21 protein-coding genes are annotated in these 14208 nt (G+C 49.8%); 17 read left to right on the forward strand and 4 right to left on the reverse strand.

Annotation, left to right across the window (positions count from 1 at the left end; all coding sequences use genetic code 11):
* Positions 1-1121, forward strand: a 1121-nt coding sequence (gene ltrA / locus C6I21_RS01725; protein ID WP_105957708.1) for a group II intron reverse transcriptase/maturase, incomplete at its 5' end; no start/stop codon positions are given.
* An 87-nt stretch (positions 1122-1208) separates the two neighbouring features.
* Here ltrA and C6I21_RS01730 read toward each other — a convergent pair.
* Positions 1209-1586 carry a putative periplasmic lipoprotein gene (locus C6I21_RS01730; protein ID WP_105957709.1) on the reverse strand — a complete coding sequence of 126 codons (378 nt, stop codon included), beginning with the start codon at positions 1584-1586 and terminating at the stop codon, positions 1209-1211.
* Between the two features lie 114 nt (positions 1587-1700).
* Here C6I21_RS01730 and C6I21_RS01735 point away from each other — a divergent pair, with 114 nt between their 5' ends.
* The 4 genes from C6I21_RS01735 (at position 1701) to C6I21_RS01750 (ending at position 5643) form a co-directional block, all read left to right on the forward strand.
* On the forward strand, positions 1701-2243 hold the full coding sequence (locus tag C6I21_RS01735; RefSeq protein ID WP_105957710.1) for a 5-formyltetrahydrofolate cyclo-ligase: 543 nt from the start codon (positions 1701-1703) through the stop codon (positions 2241-2243).
* Entirely contained in the window at positions 2240-3010 is a 771-nt protein-coding gene (locus C6I21_RS01740; RefSeq protein ID WP_105957711.1) for a DUF92 domain-containing protein, read from the forward strand. The genes C6I21_RS01735 and C6I21_RS01740 overlap by 4 nt, the downstream gene beginning before the upstream one ends.
* 137 nt (positions 3011-3147) lie before the next feature.
* Entirely contained in the window at positions 3148-4032 is an 885-nt protein-coding gene (locus C6I21_RS01745) for an L-lactate dehydrogenase (protein ID WP_245411508.1), read from the forward strand.
* Between the two features lie 24 nt (positions 4033-4056).
* Positions 4057-5643, forward strand: a complete 1587-nt coding sequence (locus C6I21_RS01750; RefSeq protein WP_105957713.1) for a rhomboid family intramembrane serine protease — start codon at positions 4057-4059, stop codon at positions 5641-5643.
* On the opposite strand, the gene C6I21_RS01755 is transcribed toward C6I21_RS01750, so the two are convergent.
* A complete protein-coding gene (locus C6I21_RS01755; protein WP_181186035.1) occupies positions 5644-6045 on the reverse strand; it encodes a YueI family protein in 402 nt (133 codons plus the stop codon).
* 156 nt (positions 6046-6201) lie between these two features.
* Between C6I21_RS01755 and C6I21_RS01760 the strand changes: the two genes are divergently transcribed.
* The 3 genes from C6I21_RS01760 to C6I21_RS01770 are packed head-to-tail and all read left to right on the forward strand — an operon-like array spanning position 6202 to position 7921.
* The gene (locus C6I21_RS01760; protein WP_105957715.1) at positions 6202-6405 is read left to right on the forward strand and encodes a YqgQ family protein; all 204 of its coding nucleotides are present in this window, start codon (positions 6202-6204) and stop codon (positions 6403-6405) included.
* A gap of 23 nt (positions 6406-6428) precedes the next feature.
* Complete coding sequence (locus C6I21_RS01765; RefSeq protein WP_105957716.1) at positions 6429-7403, forward strand: ROK family glucokinase; 975 nt, start codon at positions 6429-6431, stop codon at positions 7401-7403.
* Positions 7400-7921, forward strand: a complete 522-nt coding sequence (locus tag C6I21_RS01770; protein WP_105957717.1) for a hypothetical protein — start codon at positions 7400-7402, stop codon at positions 7919-7921. The genes C6I21_RS01765 and C6I21_RS01770 overlap by 4 nt, the downstream gene beginning before the upstream one ends.
* 54 nt (positions 7922-7975) lie before the next feature.
* Here C6I21_RS01770 and C6I21_RS01775 read toward each other — a convergent pair whose 3' ends face one another.
* Complete coding sequence (locus C6I21_RS01775) at positions 7976-8161, reverse strand: DUF2759 domain-containing protein (protein WP_105957718.1); 186 nt, start codon at positions 8159-8161, stop codon at positions 7976-7978.
* A 211-nt stretch (positions 8162-8372) separates the two neighbouring features.
* Here C6I21_RS01775 and C6I21_RS01780 point away from each other — a divergent pair, with 211 nt between their 5' ends.
* Positions 8373-9011 carry an MBL fold metallo-hydrolase gene (locus C6I21_RS01780; protein WP_105957719.1) on the forward strand — a complete coding sequence of 213 codons (639 nt, stop codon included), beginning with the start codon at positions 8373-8375 and terminating at the stop codon, positions 9009-9011.
* A gap of 48 nt (positions 9012-9059) precedes the next feature.
* Here the strand turns inward: C6I21_RS01780 and C6I21_RS01785 are convergent, their stop codons facing one another.
* Positions 9060-9302 carry a DUF2626 domain-containing protein gene (locus C6I21_RS01785; RefSeq protein WP_105957720.1) on the reverse strand — a complete coding sequence of 81 codons (243 nt, stop codon included), beginning with the start codon at positions 9300-9302 and terminating at the stop codon, positions 9060-9062.
* Positions 9303-9570: 268 nt separating this feature from the next.
* Between C6I21_RS01785 and C6I21_RS01790 the strand changes: the two genes are divergently transcribed.
* The 8 genes from C6I21_RS01790 to C6I21_RS01820 all read left to right on the forward strand — a co-directional run bounded on the left by C6I21_RS01790 (position 9571) and on the right by C6I21_RS01820 (position 14208).
* Positions 9571-10074 carry a YtxH domain-containing protein gene (locus tag C6I21_RS01790; RefSeq protein WP_105957721.1) on the forward strand — a complete coding sequence of 168 codons (504 nt, stop codon included), beginning with the start codon at positions 9571-9573 and terminating at the stop codon, positions 10072-10074.
* Positions 10075-10306: 232 nt separating this feature from the next.
* Positions 10307-11362, forward strand: a complete 1056-nt coding sequence (comGA, locus tag C6I21_RS01795) for a competence type IV pilus ATPase ComGA (protein ID WP_105957722.1) — start codon at positions 10307-10309, stop codon at positions 11360-11362.
* Positions 11353-12384, forward strand: coding sequence for a type II secretion system F family protein (locus tag C6I21_RS01800; protein WP_105957723.1), 1032 nt, complete (start codon positions 11353-11355; stop codon positions 12382-12384). The genes comGA and C6I21_RS01800 overlap by 10 nt, the downstream gene beginning before the upstream one ends.
* A gap of 17 nt (positions 12385-12401) precedes the next feature.
* Positions 12402-12710, forward strand: coding sequence for a competence type IV pilus major pilin ComGC (comGC, locus tag C6I21_RS01805; RefSeq protein WP_105957724.1), 309 nt, complete (start codon positions 12402-12404; stop codon positions 12708-12710).
* The gene (locus C6I21_RS01810; protein ID WP_181186036.1) at positions 12688-13131 is read left to right on the forward strand and encodes a type II secretion system protein; all 444 of its coding nucleotides are present in this window, start codon (positions 12688-12690) and stop codon (positions 13129-13131) included. Before comGC ends, C6I21_RS01810 begins: the two co-directional genes overlap by 23 nt.
* Positions 13118-13411 (forward strand): hypothetical protein, encoded by a 294-nt coding sequence (locus tag C6I21_RS16285; protein WP_181186037.1) that lies wholly within the window; start codon positions 13118-13120, stop codon positions 13409-13411. The genes C6I21_RS01810 and C6I21_RS16285 overlap by 14 nt, the downstream gene beginning before the upstream one ends.
* A 10-nt stretch (positions 13412-13421) precedes the next feature.
* Positions 13422-13844, forward strand: coding sequence for a ComGF family competence protein (locus C6I21_RS16290; RefSeq protein ID WP_181186038.1), 423 nt, complete (start codon positions 13422-13424; stop codon positions 13842-13844).
* Positions 13786-14208 carry a competence type IV pilus minor pilin ComGG gene (locus C6I21_RS01820; RefSeq protein ID WP_181186039.1) on the forward strand — a complete coding sequence of 141 codons (423 nt, stop codon included), beginning with the start codon at positions 13786-13788 and terminating at the stop codon, positions 14206-14208. Before C6I21_RS16290 ends, C6I21_RS01820 begins: the two co-directional genes overlap by 59 nt.

Consider the following 14208-nt stretch of genomic DNA (forward strand, 5'->3'; position numbering starts at 1 on the left):
ATACGTATCAGCCGGATCCGATCCGCCAGGTGTTCATCCCCAAAGAAGGCGGAGGTAAACGGAAGCTCGGCATTCCAACGAACCGGGACCGTGTGGTCCAGCAGGCGCTGGTACAGGTGTTGACGCCGCACATTGACCCGCACTTCTCCGAACACAGCTATGGATTCCGTCCGGGAAAGAGCGCACACGATGCGATCCAGCAGGCAGCTTCCTATCACGAAGCGGGGTACCGCTACGTGGTGGACATCGACCTGAAACAATACTTTGACACGGTGCATCACGACAAACTGATGCATTTGGTCGAACAGTTTATTCCGGACCGCTCGATCCTTCAGCTGATCCGTCGATTTCTTCGGACGGGCATTCTTCTCGGTGACAGCGTCATGCCGAACGGCATCGGCACGCCGCAGGGCGGCAATCTATCTCCCCTCCTCAGTAATATCTATCTCCACGAGTTGGATAAAGAGCTCGAGCGGCGGGGACACCGCTTCGTCCGCTATGCCGACGACTGCAATATCTACGTGCAGAGCCGGAAAGCAGGCGAGCGTGTCCTGGAGAGCGTGACGACGTTCCTGGAAAAGGAGCTGCGTCTGACGGTGAACCGGGAAAAGAGTGCCGTCGGCACACCGACCAAACGGAAATTTCTCGGTTTCTGTCTGCAGGCTCTTCCGAAAGGGAGAACCGGGATCCGTCCGCACCGCCGGGCGAAGCAGCGGCTGAAACAAACGCTGCAGAAACGTCTGTCGCGGAAGCGGCCAGGGAAACTCATGGACATCCTGCGGGAGGTCAACCAAGTGCTCCGGGGATGGATCGCCTACTACGGGATCTCCAGGATGAAAAACTACATCCAGGACCTGGCCCAGTGGGTTCGCCGCCGATTCCGGCAATTGATCTGGAAACGGTGGAAGAAAGTTAAAACCCGCTACCAGAAGCTGAGGAAGCGCGGTATTCCGACGGACAAAGCCTGGGAATGGGCCAATACCCGAAAGGGTTATTGGCGTATAGCCAAATCGCACATCCTCCACCGCTCCATCACGAACGAAGCCCTGCACAAGGCAGGGCTCCTCCACATGAACGCGTTCTACACCAAAATGCATGAACGATTCCACGAAACTTATTGAACCGCCGTGTACGGATCCGTACGTACGGTGGTGTGAGAGGACGGAGGGGAGAACCCTCCTCCTACTCGATTAGCGCTATGGTAGTAATTAGGAATTATTTTCTTCTGTGTCCGCTTCTTCACCGGAATCACTGCTGTCATTTTCAACACCGTCTTCACTATTCTCATCATCTTCTGAAGACTCGTTTTCTCCTTCGGTTTCTGCATTTTCTTCGGAATTTTCTTCAGATTCTTCTCCGCTGTTTTCCTCTGATTCTTCGGTATCTTCTTCAGAATCTCCTTCGGACTCTTCTTCCTGCTGTTCCTGCTGCTCTTCCATCATCTGCTGGGCTTCATCAATCTGCGCCTGGGAAGCCATTGGAACTTCTTTTGAGGTCAGCGCGTCAATATCAACGGTATCGCCTTTCGCATTTCCGCACCCGGCCAGAAACAGGACAGCGGCGGATAAAATCATATATTTTTTCATTAAGTAACCTCCTCCCATTCTCTATCCTACCATACCTTTTTTCCATGGTGGAAAAACCTGTTTGACGGGAGAAATAGAGGAGCGGTACGATTTAGAGGGAAAGGTGGGGGACAGATGGATAAAGAAGTTTTCCGTGAAATGGCAAAAGAAACCTTAAAAGGGTTTCCTGAAGAGAAAAAACGGATAGAAGAAGAAAAACTCCATAAGCAGTTGATTCAATCAAACGAATGGAAAAATGCAGCGGTAATCGGCATGACGATTTCCGTTGGCTGGGAAGTAGAGACCCGGCCGCTTTTTGAATGGGCGTGGAAGGAAGGAAAACGGACAGCGGCACCGGTGGTGGAGAAAGGTAATCCGCTTCTCCGTTTTTATGAGATAACGTCTTTTGATGACTGCAGGAAAGCAGCTTTCGGTCTGATCGAACCAGATCCTGATACGCAGCCGCCGGTATCGCTGGATGACTTAGAGCTGCTGGTTGTTCCGGGACTCGCCTATTCTCCCGACGGGTATCGTATCGGTTATGGCGGAGGCTATTTTGACCGTGTATTGAAACAGACTTCCGCGCACTCTGTATCACTGGCACTGAGCTGCCAGCAGGTGAAGGCAGTACCGCGGGAAGTTCATGACGAAAAAGTAGCGGAAGTGCTCTGTCCATGACAGCGTGGCTGGTAATTGGTCTTGCTGCTGCAGCGGCCTGGAAACTGCGTACACTTACCATTTCGGGTGCACTTTGTGCGTGGGTGACCGGAGGACTGATATGGAGCGGGGGAGGAGCTTCCGGATTTTTTCTGCTCGGCGCTTTTTTTCTATCCTCTGTTCTTTTAGAGATGCTCTTCAGCAGGGAAAAGAAAGAAAAAAGCGGTGAAACAAGATCCGGCGCTCAGGTGGCTGCAAACGGTGGAGCCGCCGCATGCTTTTTCGGTCTGGCTCTCCTTCTGCCAGAATGGTCGCAGGTTCTATATACCGGCGCTGCTGCTTCTCTGGCGTTTGCAGCATCTGACACATGGGCTTCCACAGCCGGCAGGGCAGTGGGAGGCAGACCGGCATTCATCATCAGCCGCAGTCCTGCGCCTCCCGGAAGATCTGGGGGTGTGACGAAAATCGGGACTGCGTTCGGTGCAGCCGGAGCTGTTTTCATCGCCGCCTCCGCCTGGATGACCGGTGTGGTCTCTTCGTTTGAATGGGCTCTTTTCACGGCAGGTGCCGGATTTACAGGCCAGGTTCTGGATGCTGTGTTAGGTGAGCGCTTTCAGCAGTTGTTTAAGCTTGAGGACGGAACATTGACGGAAGAACCACCCCCGGATACAAAATCAATACGCGTCAAAGGGTGGCGCGGGTGGTCCAATACGACCGTAAACGCTGTTTCTTCAAGTATTACCGGAATAGCAGCGGCAGCAGTGGTTTTACTAAGTTCCCTCTGGTAACAAGAGCTGGAGTACGTTATAATTAATGTGAAAATATTCACAAACTAAAAGGGGTGCTTCTATTGGCTTTTCATTCTAAACCCGTCCGTGTCGTAGTAATTGGAACAGGATTTGTTGGATCGAGCTATGCTTATTCAATGATTAATCAGAATATTACAGATGAACTTGTTCTGATCGATTTAAACAAAGAAAAAACCGAAGGCGATGTGATGGATTTAAACCACGGTATTCCATTCGGCTCACCGACAAAGATCTGGGCCGGCACCTACGATGACTGCAGAGATGCGGACATTGTGGTAATCACAGCAGGCGCCAACCAGAAGCCCGGCGAAACCCGACTTGATCTTATCAGTAAAAACGCAGCAATTTTTAAAGGCATCGTGGATGAAGTGATGGCTGCTTCCTTCGATGGCATCTTTTTAATTGCGACGAATCCGGTAGACGTTTTATCCTACGCTGTGTGGAAGTATTCAGGTCTGCCGGCAGAGAGAGTCATCGGCTCTGGAACGATTCTTGATACAGCACGGTTCCGCTTTATGCTGAGTGATTATTTCCAGCTGGACGTGCGGAATGTACATGGATATATTATTGGAGAGCACGGCGATACAGAACTTCCCGTCTGGAGCCAGGCACGGATCGGTTCAGAGCATATCCACCGGTTTATGGAAAAGTACAAGCCGGAAGGTACGCAGAAGGACCTCGATGATATGTTTATTAATGTCCGGGATGCCGCGTACCATATCATCGAAAAGAAAGGCGCTACTCATTATGCGATCGCCATGGGCCTGACACGGCTTACAAAAACCATTCTGCGTAATGAACACTCGATTCTTACTGTTTCGACGCTGATGCAGGGGGAATATGGTCTGGATGATCTGTACATCGGTATTCCTGCAATCGTTGGAAAAAGCGGGATTCAGTCGGTCGTTGAAATTGATTTAAATGAGGAAGAGAAAAAGCAGCTGACTCATTCCGCTCAAGTGCTTAAAAAAGCAATGGAGCCGGTGTTTGAGGTAGAATAGAAGCAGAAGGGTGGTGAGGCCGGAATGGAGCAGTCTCTTGCGGAAGTCCGCTTTCTCGAAATTGTGTACCACTTCGTCAAACGCGAGCACTTCCGGCTGATCCACTGGAAGGAAGAGGGAGGAATCGTCTGGCTGGAAGACGAGCGTCCGAAACAGAAACGTCTTCTCCGGCTGCAGCTCCGAAGCTATGACTGGAACAGGCAGCTGCAGACTGATCTGGGCCGCGCGGAGGAAGCTGCTTCCCGGATGCGTCGGCAGGTTAACATGCGCCGGGCAGAAGTGATTAATATCGTATTCATGCCTTTCGCTCCTGTCGATGAATATGAAACGGACAGGGCGCTTCCATTTACAGGCGGAAGCAGAGGAAGCCTGCGGCATATTGGTGTGCCGATGGATGCGCTTCAGGATACATTATTTCCTCTCGCTTCCGAACTTGGACTCAAAGAAATGCCGCCGTACATTGCCCGTACGCAGCTGGAATCAGAAGAGGACAGAGAGCAGTTCAGCAGAACATTGACATTTATGATCCGTCGGATGCATAAAGAGGAACTGGAATCGGATCAGCAGCTTTTCCAGCAGGGAAAGCCCCGGTTGACTTTCGTTCTGCTCGCTGCCATTATCCTCGTTTACATGTATGCGGAATCGATCGGTTCGACGACGTCGACATCCACGCTGATTGCCCTTGGCGCCAAGTTCGATCCGTTGATCCTGCAGGGAGAATGGTGGCGCTTTTTCAGTGCTGCATTTCTTCATATCGGCGGCTTTCATTTATTCATGAACGGCCTTGCCCTGTTTTATCTGGGAACAGCTGTCGAAAGGATGTACGGAACGGGCCGCTTTCTCTATATTTACACTGCAGCGGCATTTTTCGGCTCCATTGCGAGCTTTACGTTTAACGATAACGTATCGGCCGGTGCAAGTGGTGCGATATTCGGCCTTTTTGGTGCGCTTCTCTTTTTCGGTGTGGTGCACCGCCGGGTATTTTTCCGAACCTTTGGATTAAATATCATTGTGATTCTTCTCATTAATCTGGCTTTCGGCTTTCTTGTGCCGATGGTGGATAATGGGGCGCATATGGGCGGCCTTGCAGGCGGCTTTTTAGCCGCTGCCACTGCAGGACTTCCCGGAGCAGCAAAGCGTTCACGGCAGCTGCTGGCTTTTGCCGCTTCAGCAGCCGGAGCAGTCATTCTCCTTACTGCAGGTTATTCACAGACACCTGAAGGAGAGGCACTGCAGGCAGTCTACTATGAAATGGGACGGGAAGCTCTGGCAGATGAGAGAGAGGAAGAAGCAGCGGAGTACCTGGAACGTTCGATAACGCTCTCCGATCAGCAGGGGGACGAAGCAGGAGAAATTACAGCAAACGCCTATTTTCTGCTTTCCTATACGGAAATCCAGGCAGGAAGAGATGCTGAAGCAGCGTCGCTTCTTCAGCAGGCGGTGGAGATTGAAGATAACTTTCATGAAGCATGGTTTAATCTCGCACTGATCACGTTTGAACAGGGAAACACAGAAGAAGCGGCGGAATATGTACAAAAGGCGCTTAATGAGAGCAGGGAAGAGCCATACCTGGAGCTTGAAGAGCGAATAAACGAAGAGCTGGACGGATAATTAATTTTCTCCGCCCAGCTCTTCTTCATAATGGTCGTCACGTACAAAAATATCAGGGTCCTGATGAACGGCTGTTTCTTCTGCCAAAACAATACCAATAGGGGTTTCATGAAAATCGTTGTGAATTGTAAAAGGCGTGTTTGTTTCGCCTGCTTTTTTCACGTAATTATTGTAAGCATGATAAGGCAGTGTGCCGTTAATGATTAAGTGGACGCTGGAAGAGCGTTCCATAAGCCGTTCTGCTTCAGGATACATTCCCTTTTTGTATACCTGGCCATTCGTAAGCGCGAGGCGGATCCGTTCGGCAAATGTGCCGAGAAACAACTGCTTTTCCTGAGGGCGGAGTTCCGGCGTTCCGTAAATCCCCTGCTGCAGCATCTGATCCAGTTTGTCATTTCCCATGGTGAACTCTCCTTTTAATTGTGAATTACTGAGCATAGTCTAATCATACCACAGCTGCTAAGGTTCGGCAATAATCGATGGGGAATTTCTCCTTCACGGCTGGCGGCAGAATCGATGTCTGGTATAATGAAAGCCGGGTAGATCGGAGGCGTTTGCATGATGAATTATCTGGATGTTCTACATCATCTCCGGGACAGTCAGGCAGTGATCTACACAGGGAATGCGGAAGCAGACTGCGACTTGATTCTCGATGAACTGAAAGAGCAGAAAGAAATAGGAATGATCGATGCTGAATTTTATCAGCAGGCATTCCGGGCAGTCATGGTCCGGCGTGCAGAGATAAAAAAGAAATCAACATAACGGTGAGTGGAGGAGTTTTGCAGATGAAATCAGTATTAGCAGCAGTGGATGTAGGCGGCACATCGTTGAAAATGGCTTTTGTTACGCACGATGGAGAAATCGCAGCTAAATGGGAAATTCCGACGAATCAATCGGATAAAGGAGCTCACATCATTTCGGAAGCTGCAGCCTCAATAAAAGAGAAGCAGCGGGAGTACAATGTTGATATTGGTGCTGTCGGTGTTGGTGCACCGGGATTTATCGATGTCGAACGGGGATTTATTTATGAAGCAGTAAATGTCGGCTGGAAATCATACCCCCTGCGTGAAGAAATGGAATCGCTGCTGGGTCTTCCCGTTGTCGTCGATAATGACGCAAACCTCGCAGCAGGCGGCGAAAAATGGAAAGGAGCCGGGGGTGGAGCTGATAACCTGCTTGCGGTAACGCTCGGAACCGGCGTCGGCGGAGGCATTATCGCAGGAGGCAGCATCATACACGGACAGAGCGGAATGGCGGGAGAGATCGGTCACATTACTGCAGTACGTGAAGGCGGTGCCCGGTGTAACTGCGGAAAAAACGGCTGTCTTGAAACCGTTGCTTCTGCTACTGGAATTGCCCGGATCGGTAGAGAAAAAGCGGCTGCGAATCCATCAAGCAGTATCGGTGGTGCGCTGAAAGCAAAGGGGTCACTGTCTGCAAAGGAAATTATTGATGCTGCAAAAAATGGAGATCATGCAGCAGAAGAAGCCGTAAATGAAGCTGCTGATCACCTTGGATTTGCACTTGCCAACTTGTGTAATTCCCTGAACCCGGAAACGATCGTTATCGGAGGCGGCGTTTCCAAGGCCGGTGATTACCTTGTCGAGAAAATAACAGCCTCCTTTAAAACGTATGCAATTCCTAAAATTGCTGCAGAAACAACGATCCGTCTTGCTGAACTTGGAAATGACGCGGGGGTCATTGGCGCTGCGTGGCTTGCTGCGAAAGCTTACCGCGGAGAAGGGACGGCAGAGCTGTGAGGGGAAACTGGCTTGTCGTCCTGCTGCCGCTGGCCGTCATGGCGGGACTGTTTGCCGCCGGGTATTTTACGCTCGGCGGCGGGGATGGAATGACCAATGCGCAGCTGCAGGATAACATGCAGATAGACGTGGCGGACAGTTCAGTTTCCTGGCAGTGGGGTGCTTTTCCGGAAGATGGTGTAGCCGGACCGGATATTGTTGAGTTTGTCACGAGTGACGAAGTGGATGTCAGCGCTGAGCTGACGCAGGCTGGTGAAGTGATTGCTTCGGAGGACGGCGTCGTTGAGACTGAAGACGGGACAGCGGTCTGGTTCCAGACGTTTGAAGAAGAGGGACGGACGACCGGTGCTTCAGGAACAGCCTTTTTTGAGGGCAGCGGCGTCGAGTCAGTCCGGTATTACCATACGTGGGCAAATATTGACATGGAGCTGATGGAAAGCAGCTCGGTCGAACAGGTATTGTCGGATCGGCTTCCCGGCCAGTACTGGATGGTGGAGATGCCTCTGGGTGAACAGTAAAAAGGAATCTGAACAGCAGAAAATCCGCATCAGAAACTGATGCGGATTCATTCTTCAGGCGACTACACCGCCGCCGCCGGTAAAGATGACAGCGAACAGCGTCCGTACACTGAACCAGCCGAAAACAAGCACAGTGACGAAGGCAAAGCCGGCTCCAAAAAAGTTCTTTCGTTTGACTTCCTTGACCATGCCGATCAGGGAGAGAATCGTAACAGCGAATGTAATAAGTCCGAGAACCACAGGATCAGACCTCCTTCTTTCCGAGAGAATAAAATAATGATAAAAATAATGGCTATGTAGCAGGTTCAGAGTTTCTGAACGATACTACTCCCTATTCTACTTTGTTTTTGAAAGCTTGTCGAGTAAAACGGACATTTTTCATGGGGGAGTTGAAATAACCTCTCAGCAGAAAAAGGACTTAATGCTGAACAACCAAGGAGCGTGAATAAGCGTGGAATATAGACAAATCCCTTTAGGACCTCTTGAAACAAACGGATACCTTCTTGTAGACGGACAGGATGCCGTTATGATTGACCCCGGCGGAAATCCGGAGATTATTCTCGATATTCTGAAGCAGGAGTCACTGCAGCTGCAGGCGATACTGCTGACACATGCGCATTTTGACCATATCGGCGGCCTGGAAGCCCTGCGCGGGGAGATAAAATGCCCTGTTTACCTTCATGAGCTGGAAGCAGAGTGGCTCGGAGATCCCGAAAAGAACGGTTCCGGTGTCTTTCCGGGAATCAGCCCTGTGGCATTTTCGCCGGCAGATCAGCTTATAAAAAGAGAACAGAAGCTGGAAGTCGGTCCGTTTACATTTGAAGTACTGGAAACCCCCGGCCATTCCCCGGGAAGTGTGACATTTTATCTGCCGAAACTGGACACAGCATTCAGTGGAGATGTCTTGTTCCGCGGCGGCGTCGGCAGAACGGATTTATATGGAGGAAGTGAGAAGGTGCTGCTTCACAGCATTCATGAGAAAATGCTGGATCTGCCACCGGAGACGACCATTGCTCCAGGCCACGGGCCGGAAACGACCATAGAAATGGAGATGGAAACCAATCCGTTTATCAACGGATTCGGCTGGTAACTGCGCAATGCAACAAAAAAAGCTTCAGCCCGGCGGCTGAAGCTTTTTTTAATGGCCGAAACTCGGCACCATAATAAATGTCGTGTAATAAGTAAATCCGACAAAAAAGACCGTGAGATACGCACCAAAGATATAAACATAGGCACGTTCGGACAAGTTCAAATAGCTGAGAGCAATGAACAGGCCGGTCTGCACAAAAAAGATAATGGACGCTTCAATCATATCCCCGACGAGGAACAGCACAGCAAAAATGCCGGTCCAGAATCCGAGAACGCGGTACATGCGCTCCATGGTGTCCCCTCCTTCATTATGTAGCTGAATAAAAAAATAATAGCGAAAGTAAGTTCACCTTATTATAAATCGAATTCTGTCTGTTTGTAAACTATTATGCTGGGAAATTAAACAAAAAGACTGCGGGTTTCTGCAGGGAGGAGTTCTATCTCTCGGAAAGCAGGAGAAACCGTGGCAAAATAAATATGTTTGGTTTTTCAAAAAAAGAGGTATAATCAAATTCATGTAGAAGTAATACATATCCGTAATTTTTGAAGGAGGCATTTTCATGAGCAGTATGAACACAAAAGATTTTCTTATCGGTGCTCTGGTAGGAGCAGCAGCAGGTGCAGCCGCAGCTGTTTTAATGACACCGAAAACCGGTGAAGAAATCCGTGGTACATTGAACGAGCGAGCAGGCACAGCGGCTGACCGCACGAAGGAATGGACGAATACAGCCACAGATCGCACGAAAGAGTGGACAAACACAGCGAAGGAGAAAGGAACGGAGTATTCCCACACAGTAAAAGAAAAGTCCGGGAACATTTCCAGTGCAGCCAAAGATCAGTTCGGCCGCATCTCCGAAAAAGCTGCAGGTCTCCGCAATAAAGCCGGCGACATGAGTGATGAACTGGCTTCCGACGTAAAAGAAATTATGGAAACCGAAAAAACAGAAGGTCGCAAGCTTGCCCAGCAGGTTGTTCAGGAAATTGAGGAGACGAAACAGCGCCTCCGCGAAGATGTAGAAGAGTTGAAAAAAGAACAGTCGGCATCAAAAACAGAATCGGAATAACGCTGAAAGCAAAAAAAGGCCTTCGATGATCCCATAAGGATTATCGAAGGCCTTTTCTTTCGTGGTGGCTTCAGCAGGAACATATTCAATACCTTTCTAAGTGTAGTAATGCGTATTGGAAAAAGGACAGGTGTGTAAATAATAGAAAAATTTTCAACTAATAGCAGGAGAATAACACACAAACGTCGAATATATGTTCCTGTAAGCAAATATGTAAGCAGGAGCGTGGTATATGGATATTTCCCAAAAGCTGCAGAAGATGATTATAGATGCCGTCCGGATGAAAGCTTCGGATATTCATCTGCTTCCGGATGCATCGGGGGTTCTCGTCCGCTGTCGAATTGACGGCGTGCTTCACAGAGCAGAGAGACTGACCGAGCAGAAAGGCAGCAGGCTGATTTCCCATCTGAAATTTATTTCAGGAATGGATATCAGCGAACGCCGGAGGCCGCAGAACAAGCGGCTCGAGATTACATCCGGCGGGACAACCATCTACGTCCGTGTATCTACGTTTCCAGGTGCCTATCTGGAAACCGTTGTTCTTCGATTATTTCCTTATTCGCCTTCCCGTGCTCTCCGTGAGCTCTTCCTCTTTCCGGGACAGGCTGCCCCCTTACAGAAACTCATTCACAGCCCGCACGGCCTGGTCCTTTTATGCGGTCCGACCGGCGCAGGCAAAACCACAACGATTTATTCCATGCTTCATGAACGTGCCCGGCACAGGGAAGAAAATATTATGACTCTTGAAGATCCCGTAGAGTGCCGTGAAGACGGTCTGCTTCAGATGGAAATTAATGAGAAAGCAGGAGTGACCTATGCTGCAGGTCTGCGGAGCCTTCTCCGCCACGATCCCGACTTAATTATGATCGGAGAAATCCGCGATGAAGAAACAGCAGCGATTGCGGTCCGTGCAGCAATGAGCGGTCACCTTGTGCTTTCCTCCCTCCATTCAGCAACTGCAGCCGGTGCAGTCCGCAGAATGATGGATCTCGGTATTGATAAAGATGATCTGCGTGAAGTGCTGCGGGGGTCCTGTGCCCAGCGTCTGATTGAAGTGCAGTGTATGCGATGCGGCGGCCGATGCGGCAGATACTGCACCGGACATACGGAGAGCCGCAGAAAAGCAGTCTGTGAAATTTTGATGGACGAAAGACTGGAACAAGTTTTCTCAGAACCAGTCATACAGGAATGGCCCGGTTCCATTTCCGGACAGGTGCGCCGCGGAATTGCGCTCGGCTACATACCGGGAAGTGTCTGGGAATTGACAGGTAAAGGCGCATGGCAGTAAGCCGGAAAATATTCTCCTCGCATGAAGCTAGAGCGTCGTTTTTATTGAATACGGCTTCCATTCTCCGGGAAGGCTATTCCATCAAAGAAGCTGTCATGCTGCTGGACACATTTTTATCCGGAAGGACGGTCGACTGGCTGCACGAACTGGAAGAAGACATGGCCGGTGGGAGTACGTTCAGCGAACCTCTTGCAAAAGCTGGTTTTCCCGCAGAGACCGTACATTTAATTAAAATGATGGAATCCCACGGTTCCCTCATTGAAGGACTGGAACAGGCGGGAGAGCTTCTGCAGTCCAGAAGCCGGACCCAGAAGCAGCTCAGGCAGGTTATGTATTACCCGATGTTTCTCTGCATCAGTGTTCTTGTTCTGGCTGCTGCTCTGCTTCAAGGGATTCTTCCTCAGTTCCGCGGCTTTTTTGACGCCGTGGACTATGAACTTCCTTGGATGACAAAAGTGCTGCTGTTTGCAGCTGACTGGCTGCTCGGCCCGGCGTTTTTTGCAGCCGCCGCAGCCGGCGGGGCCTTGTTTTTGATCATGAGAAGGAAAACAGCCATGGAAAGGGTCGGAGCTGCGCTGAAGGTACCAGGATTAAAAGGATATATGCAGCGGATATTAACCTATTATTTCTGTGCGCAGCTTGCTCCAATGATGAAGCAGGGGAGAAGCCTTCAGGAATCACTCCGCATTATTGAAGAGGAGGCCGTACTTCCGTTTTTTCAGTTGGAGGCCGCCCAGTATCTGGCGTACTTATCTGATGGAGAACCGTTTGAGGATATTCTGCGCTCCAGGGAATGCTATGTGCCTCAGCTTGCTGATGTATGGAGTATCGGCGGGTTAAAAGGCTCTCAGGCTCAGGAGCTTCAAACATTTGCCGGATACATGTTCCGGCAGCTCTCTGAAAAGACCAACCGCTTTGTTGCACTGATTCAGCCGATTGTATTTTGTGTCATAGGCGGTGTGGTCATTTTGTTGTTTATGTCCATGATGATGCCGGTTTTTTCCATTGTTGATACGATCTAAAACGAGGAGGATGTTGGATGAGTAGAATATCAAATGAAAAAGGGTTTACGTTAATAGAAGTGATGGTGGTTCTTGTTATTATTTCCATGCTGCTTCTCGTGTTTATCCCGAATCTGGCGAAAAACCAGTCAGTAGCCGGGGAGAAATCCTGTGAGGCCGTGCTCGAATTAACGGAGTCCCAGGTTCTTGCCTACTACAGTGATAATGGCGATTATCCAGCGAGCATTGAAGAATTGGAAACAGAAGGATACGTCGACCGGACGGAGTGTCCGGATGGTTCCGGAATTGTAATCTCCGGCCTGGATGTTTCTGTGGATGCTCCGTAACAGCAGAGGATATGCGCTTCTTGATGTGATGCTCGCTCTCGTTGTTATAGGCGTATTTGCAGCAGCGGGGAATATGCTTCTTCATAAAAATATGCAAATAGTGGAAGCAGAACAGCAGAAAGAATCCGTCATGCAGGATTTATACGGGGCACAGCTTACGGCACTGTCGGAAAAAAAGCTGGTACGGGTCCGTTTCTACCGCAGCGGAAGGTATACGGTGACAAGCGGCACGGAGACACTTTTGGATAAGCAGGCCGATCCGGGGCGCTCCTTCGCCCCGGGATCCTTATTCGGAATGGAAGTGTATTTTACACCTTCCGGGACGGTCAGACAGTTTGGAACCGTACACCTTACGGCATCAGATGTCCGGTACCGCCTCGTATTTCTTATCGGAAGAGGACGCTTCTATGCGGAAAAATGAGGAAGGGTATTTTTTATTGGAAGCGCTCGTGTCGCTGCTGCTTCTCACGGTGTCGGCGGCTTCTGTTTCACAGGTGGTTCCGGTTCTATTTATGGAAAATCGTATTATCGATGAAACCCGGGAGGCACGTGTACAGCTGGCTGACTACATCTATCTGGATAAGCTTCCAGCCGGCGGTGTTTACGAGAAATCAGATGAGGGAGTTTTATATGTCTGTACCTCTCTTCCTGGTACAGAAAGGGAGGGAAAGGATGTCTGTCTTGCAGAACATATCCAATGAACGAGGGTATATGTTACTTTCCACGATGATCGGTGCGGCTGTCATTTTCCTGCTGCTGCTGACGGTATCATCCTTTTTATTTTACTGGCATACACAGGAAATGGGGGAAAAGCGGCGGCATGAACAGGAAGTTTCTATTTTTTTTATGCAGCTTGAAAAAGAGTTTCAGGAAAGCGCAGCGTTCAGTATCAGCGGCGGAAGAAGGCTTCTTCTTAACCATCAGGGAAGGACAATAGCTTACGAACCTTACGGAACCCGTTCCTACATCCGCCGGGTAAACAGTACTGGTCACGAAGTAGTCCTGCAGTATATGACGAGCGTTCAATTTCAAAAAGAGGAAGAGGGGATGCACGTGGAGGTTTTATTCGGTAACAATGTCTACGAAGCCTATTATCCGCATCCGGGAAGCTACCGTGTCCAGGCTGCGGAATGAACGGGGCACCGTTTTTCTTTATGCCTGTATTGTTTTGTTTCTGACAAGTGCTTCTCTGCTTTTTTTCGTTCAGGAACTGGAGCAGAAGCGCGGGCTCGAGACAATTCGTGCCTCTTCAGATGAAGCCGGTGCTCTTCTGCACGCCGGAATGAAATATGCTGTTCTGCAGGCGGAGGAAGCAGACACTTCTTTTACCGTTACGAGGAGTCCGGAGAATGGATCCCTTGTAATTGATGCGGACAGAATATCAGAGGCGGGTTGGTCCGTTACACTTACTGTTCAAAAACCGTCGTATACAAGAAAGGTAACGTTTCATTATAATAGAGAAAGCGGGGAGATAACGAACTGGGAAGAAAGGATGTAA

This window comes from Alkalicoccus urumqiensis (assembly GCF_002993335.1).
Lineage (GTDB): Bacteria > Bacillota > Bacilli > Bacillales > Salisediminibacteriaceae > Alkalicoccus > Alkalicoccus urumqiensis.

Coding starts and splice junctions, on each gene's coding strand:
- C6I21_RS01730 (WP_105957709.1), bottom strand. CDS start 1,586: ATGAAAAAATATATGATTTTATCCGCCGCTGTCCTGTTTCTGGCCGGG.
- C6I21_RS01735 (WP_105957710.1), top strand. CDS start 1,701: ATGGATAAAGAAGTTTTCCGTGAAATGGCAAAAGAAACCTTAAAAGGG.
- C6I21_RS01740 (WP_105957711.1), top strand. CDS start 2,240: ATGACAGCGTGGCTGGTAATTGGTCTTGCTGCTGCAGCGGCCTGGAAA.
- C6I21_RS01745 (WP_245411508.1), top strand. CDS start 3,148: ATGATTAATCAGAATATTACAGATGAACTTGTTCTGATCGATTTAAAC.
- C6I21_RS01750 (WP_105957713.1), top strand. CDS start 4,057: ATGGAGCAGTCTCTTGCGGAAGTCCGCTTTCTCGAAATTGTGTACCAC.
- C6I21_RS01755 (WP_181186035.1), bottom strand. CDS start 6,045: ATGGGAAATGACAAACTGGATCAGATGCTGCAGCAGGGGATTTACGGA.
- C6I21_RS01760 (WP_105957715.1), top strand. CDS start 6,202: ATGATGAATTATCTGGATGTTCTACATCATCTCCGGGACAGTCAGGCA.
- C6I21_RS01765 (WP_105957716.1), top strand. CDS start 6,429: ATGAAATCAGTATTAGCAGCAGTGGATGTAGGCGGCACATCGTTGAAA.
- C6I21_RS01785 (WP_105957720.1), bottom strand. CDS start 9,302: ATGGAGCGCATGTACCGCGTTCTCGGATTCTGGACCGGCATTTTTGCT.
- C6I21_RS01790 (WP_105957721.1), top strand. CDS start 9,571: ATGAGCAGTATGAACACAAAAGATTTTCTTATCGGTGCTCTGGTAGGA.
- comGA (WP_105957722.1), top strand. CDS start 10,307: ATGGATATTTCCCAAAAGCTGCAGAAGATGATTATAGATGCCGTCCGG.
- C6I21_RS01800 (WP_105957723.1), top strand. CDS start 11,353: ATGGCAGTAAGCCGGAAAATATTCTCCTCGCATGAAGCTAGAGCGTCG.
- comGC (WP_105957724.1), top strand. CDS start 12,402: ATGAGTAGAATATCAAATGAAAAAGGGTTTACGTTAATAGAAGTGATG.
- C6I21_RS01810 (WP_181186036.1), top strand. CDS start 12,688: ATGTTTCTGTGGATGCTCCGTAACAGCAGAGGATATGCGCTTCTTGAT.
- C6I21_RS16285 (WP_181186037.1), top strand. CDS start 13,118: ATGCGGAAAAATGAGGAAGGGTATTTTTTATTGGAAGCGCTCGTGTCG.
- C6I21_RS16290 (WP_181186038.1), top strand. CDS start 13,422: ATGTTACTTTCCACGATGATCGGTGCGGCTGTCATTTTCCTGCTGCTG.
- C6I21_RS01820 (WP_181186039.1), top strand. CDS start 13,786: ATGTCTACGAAGCCTATTATCCGCATCCGGGAAGCTACCGTGTCCAGG.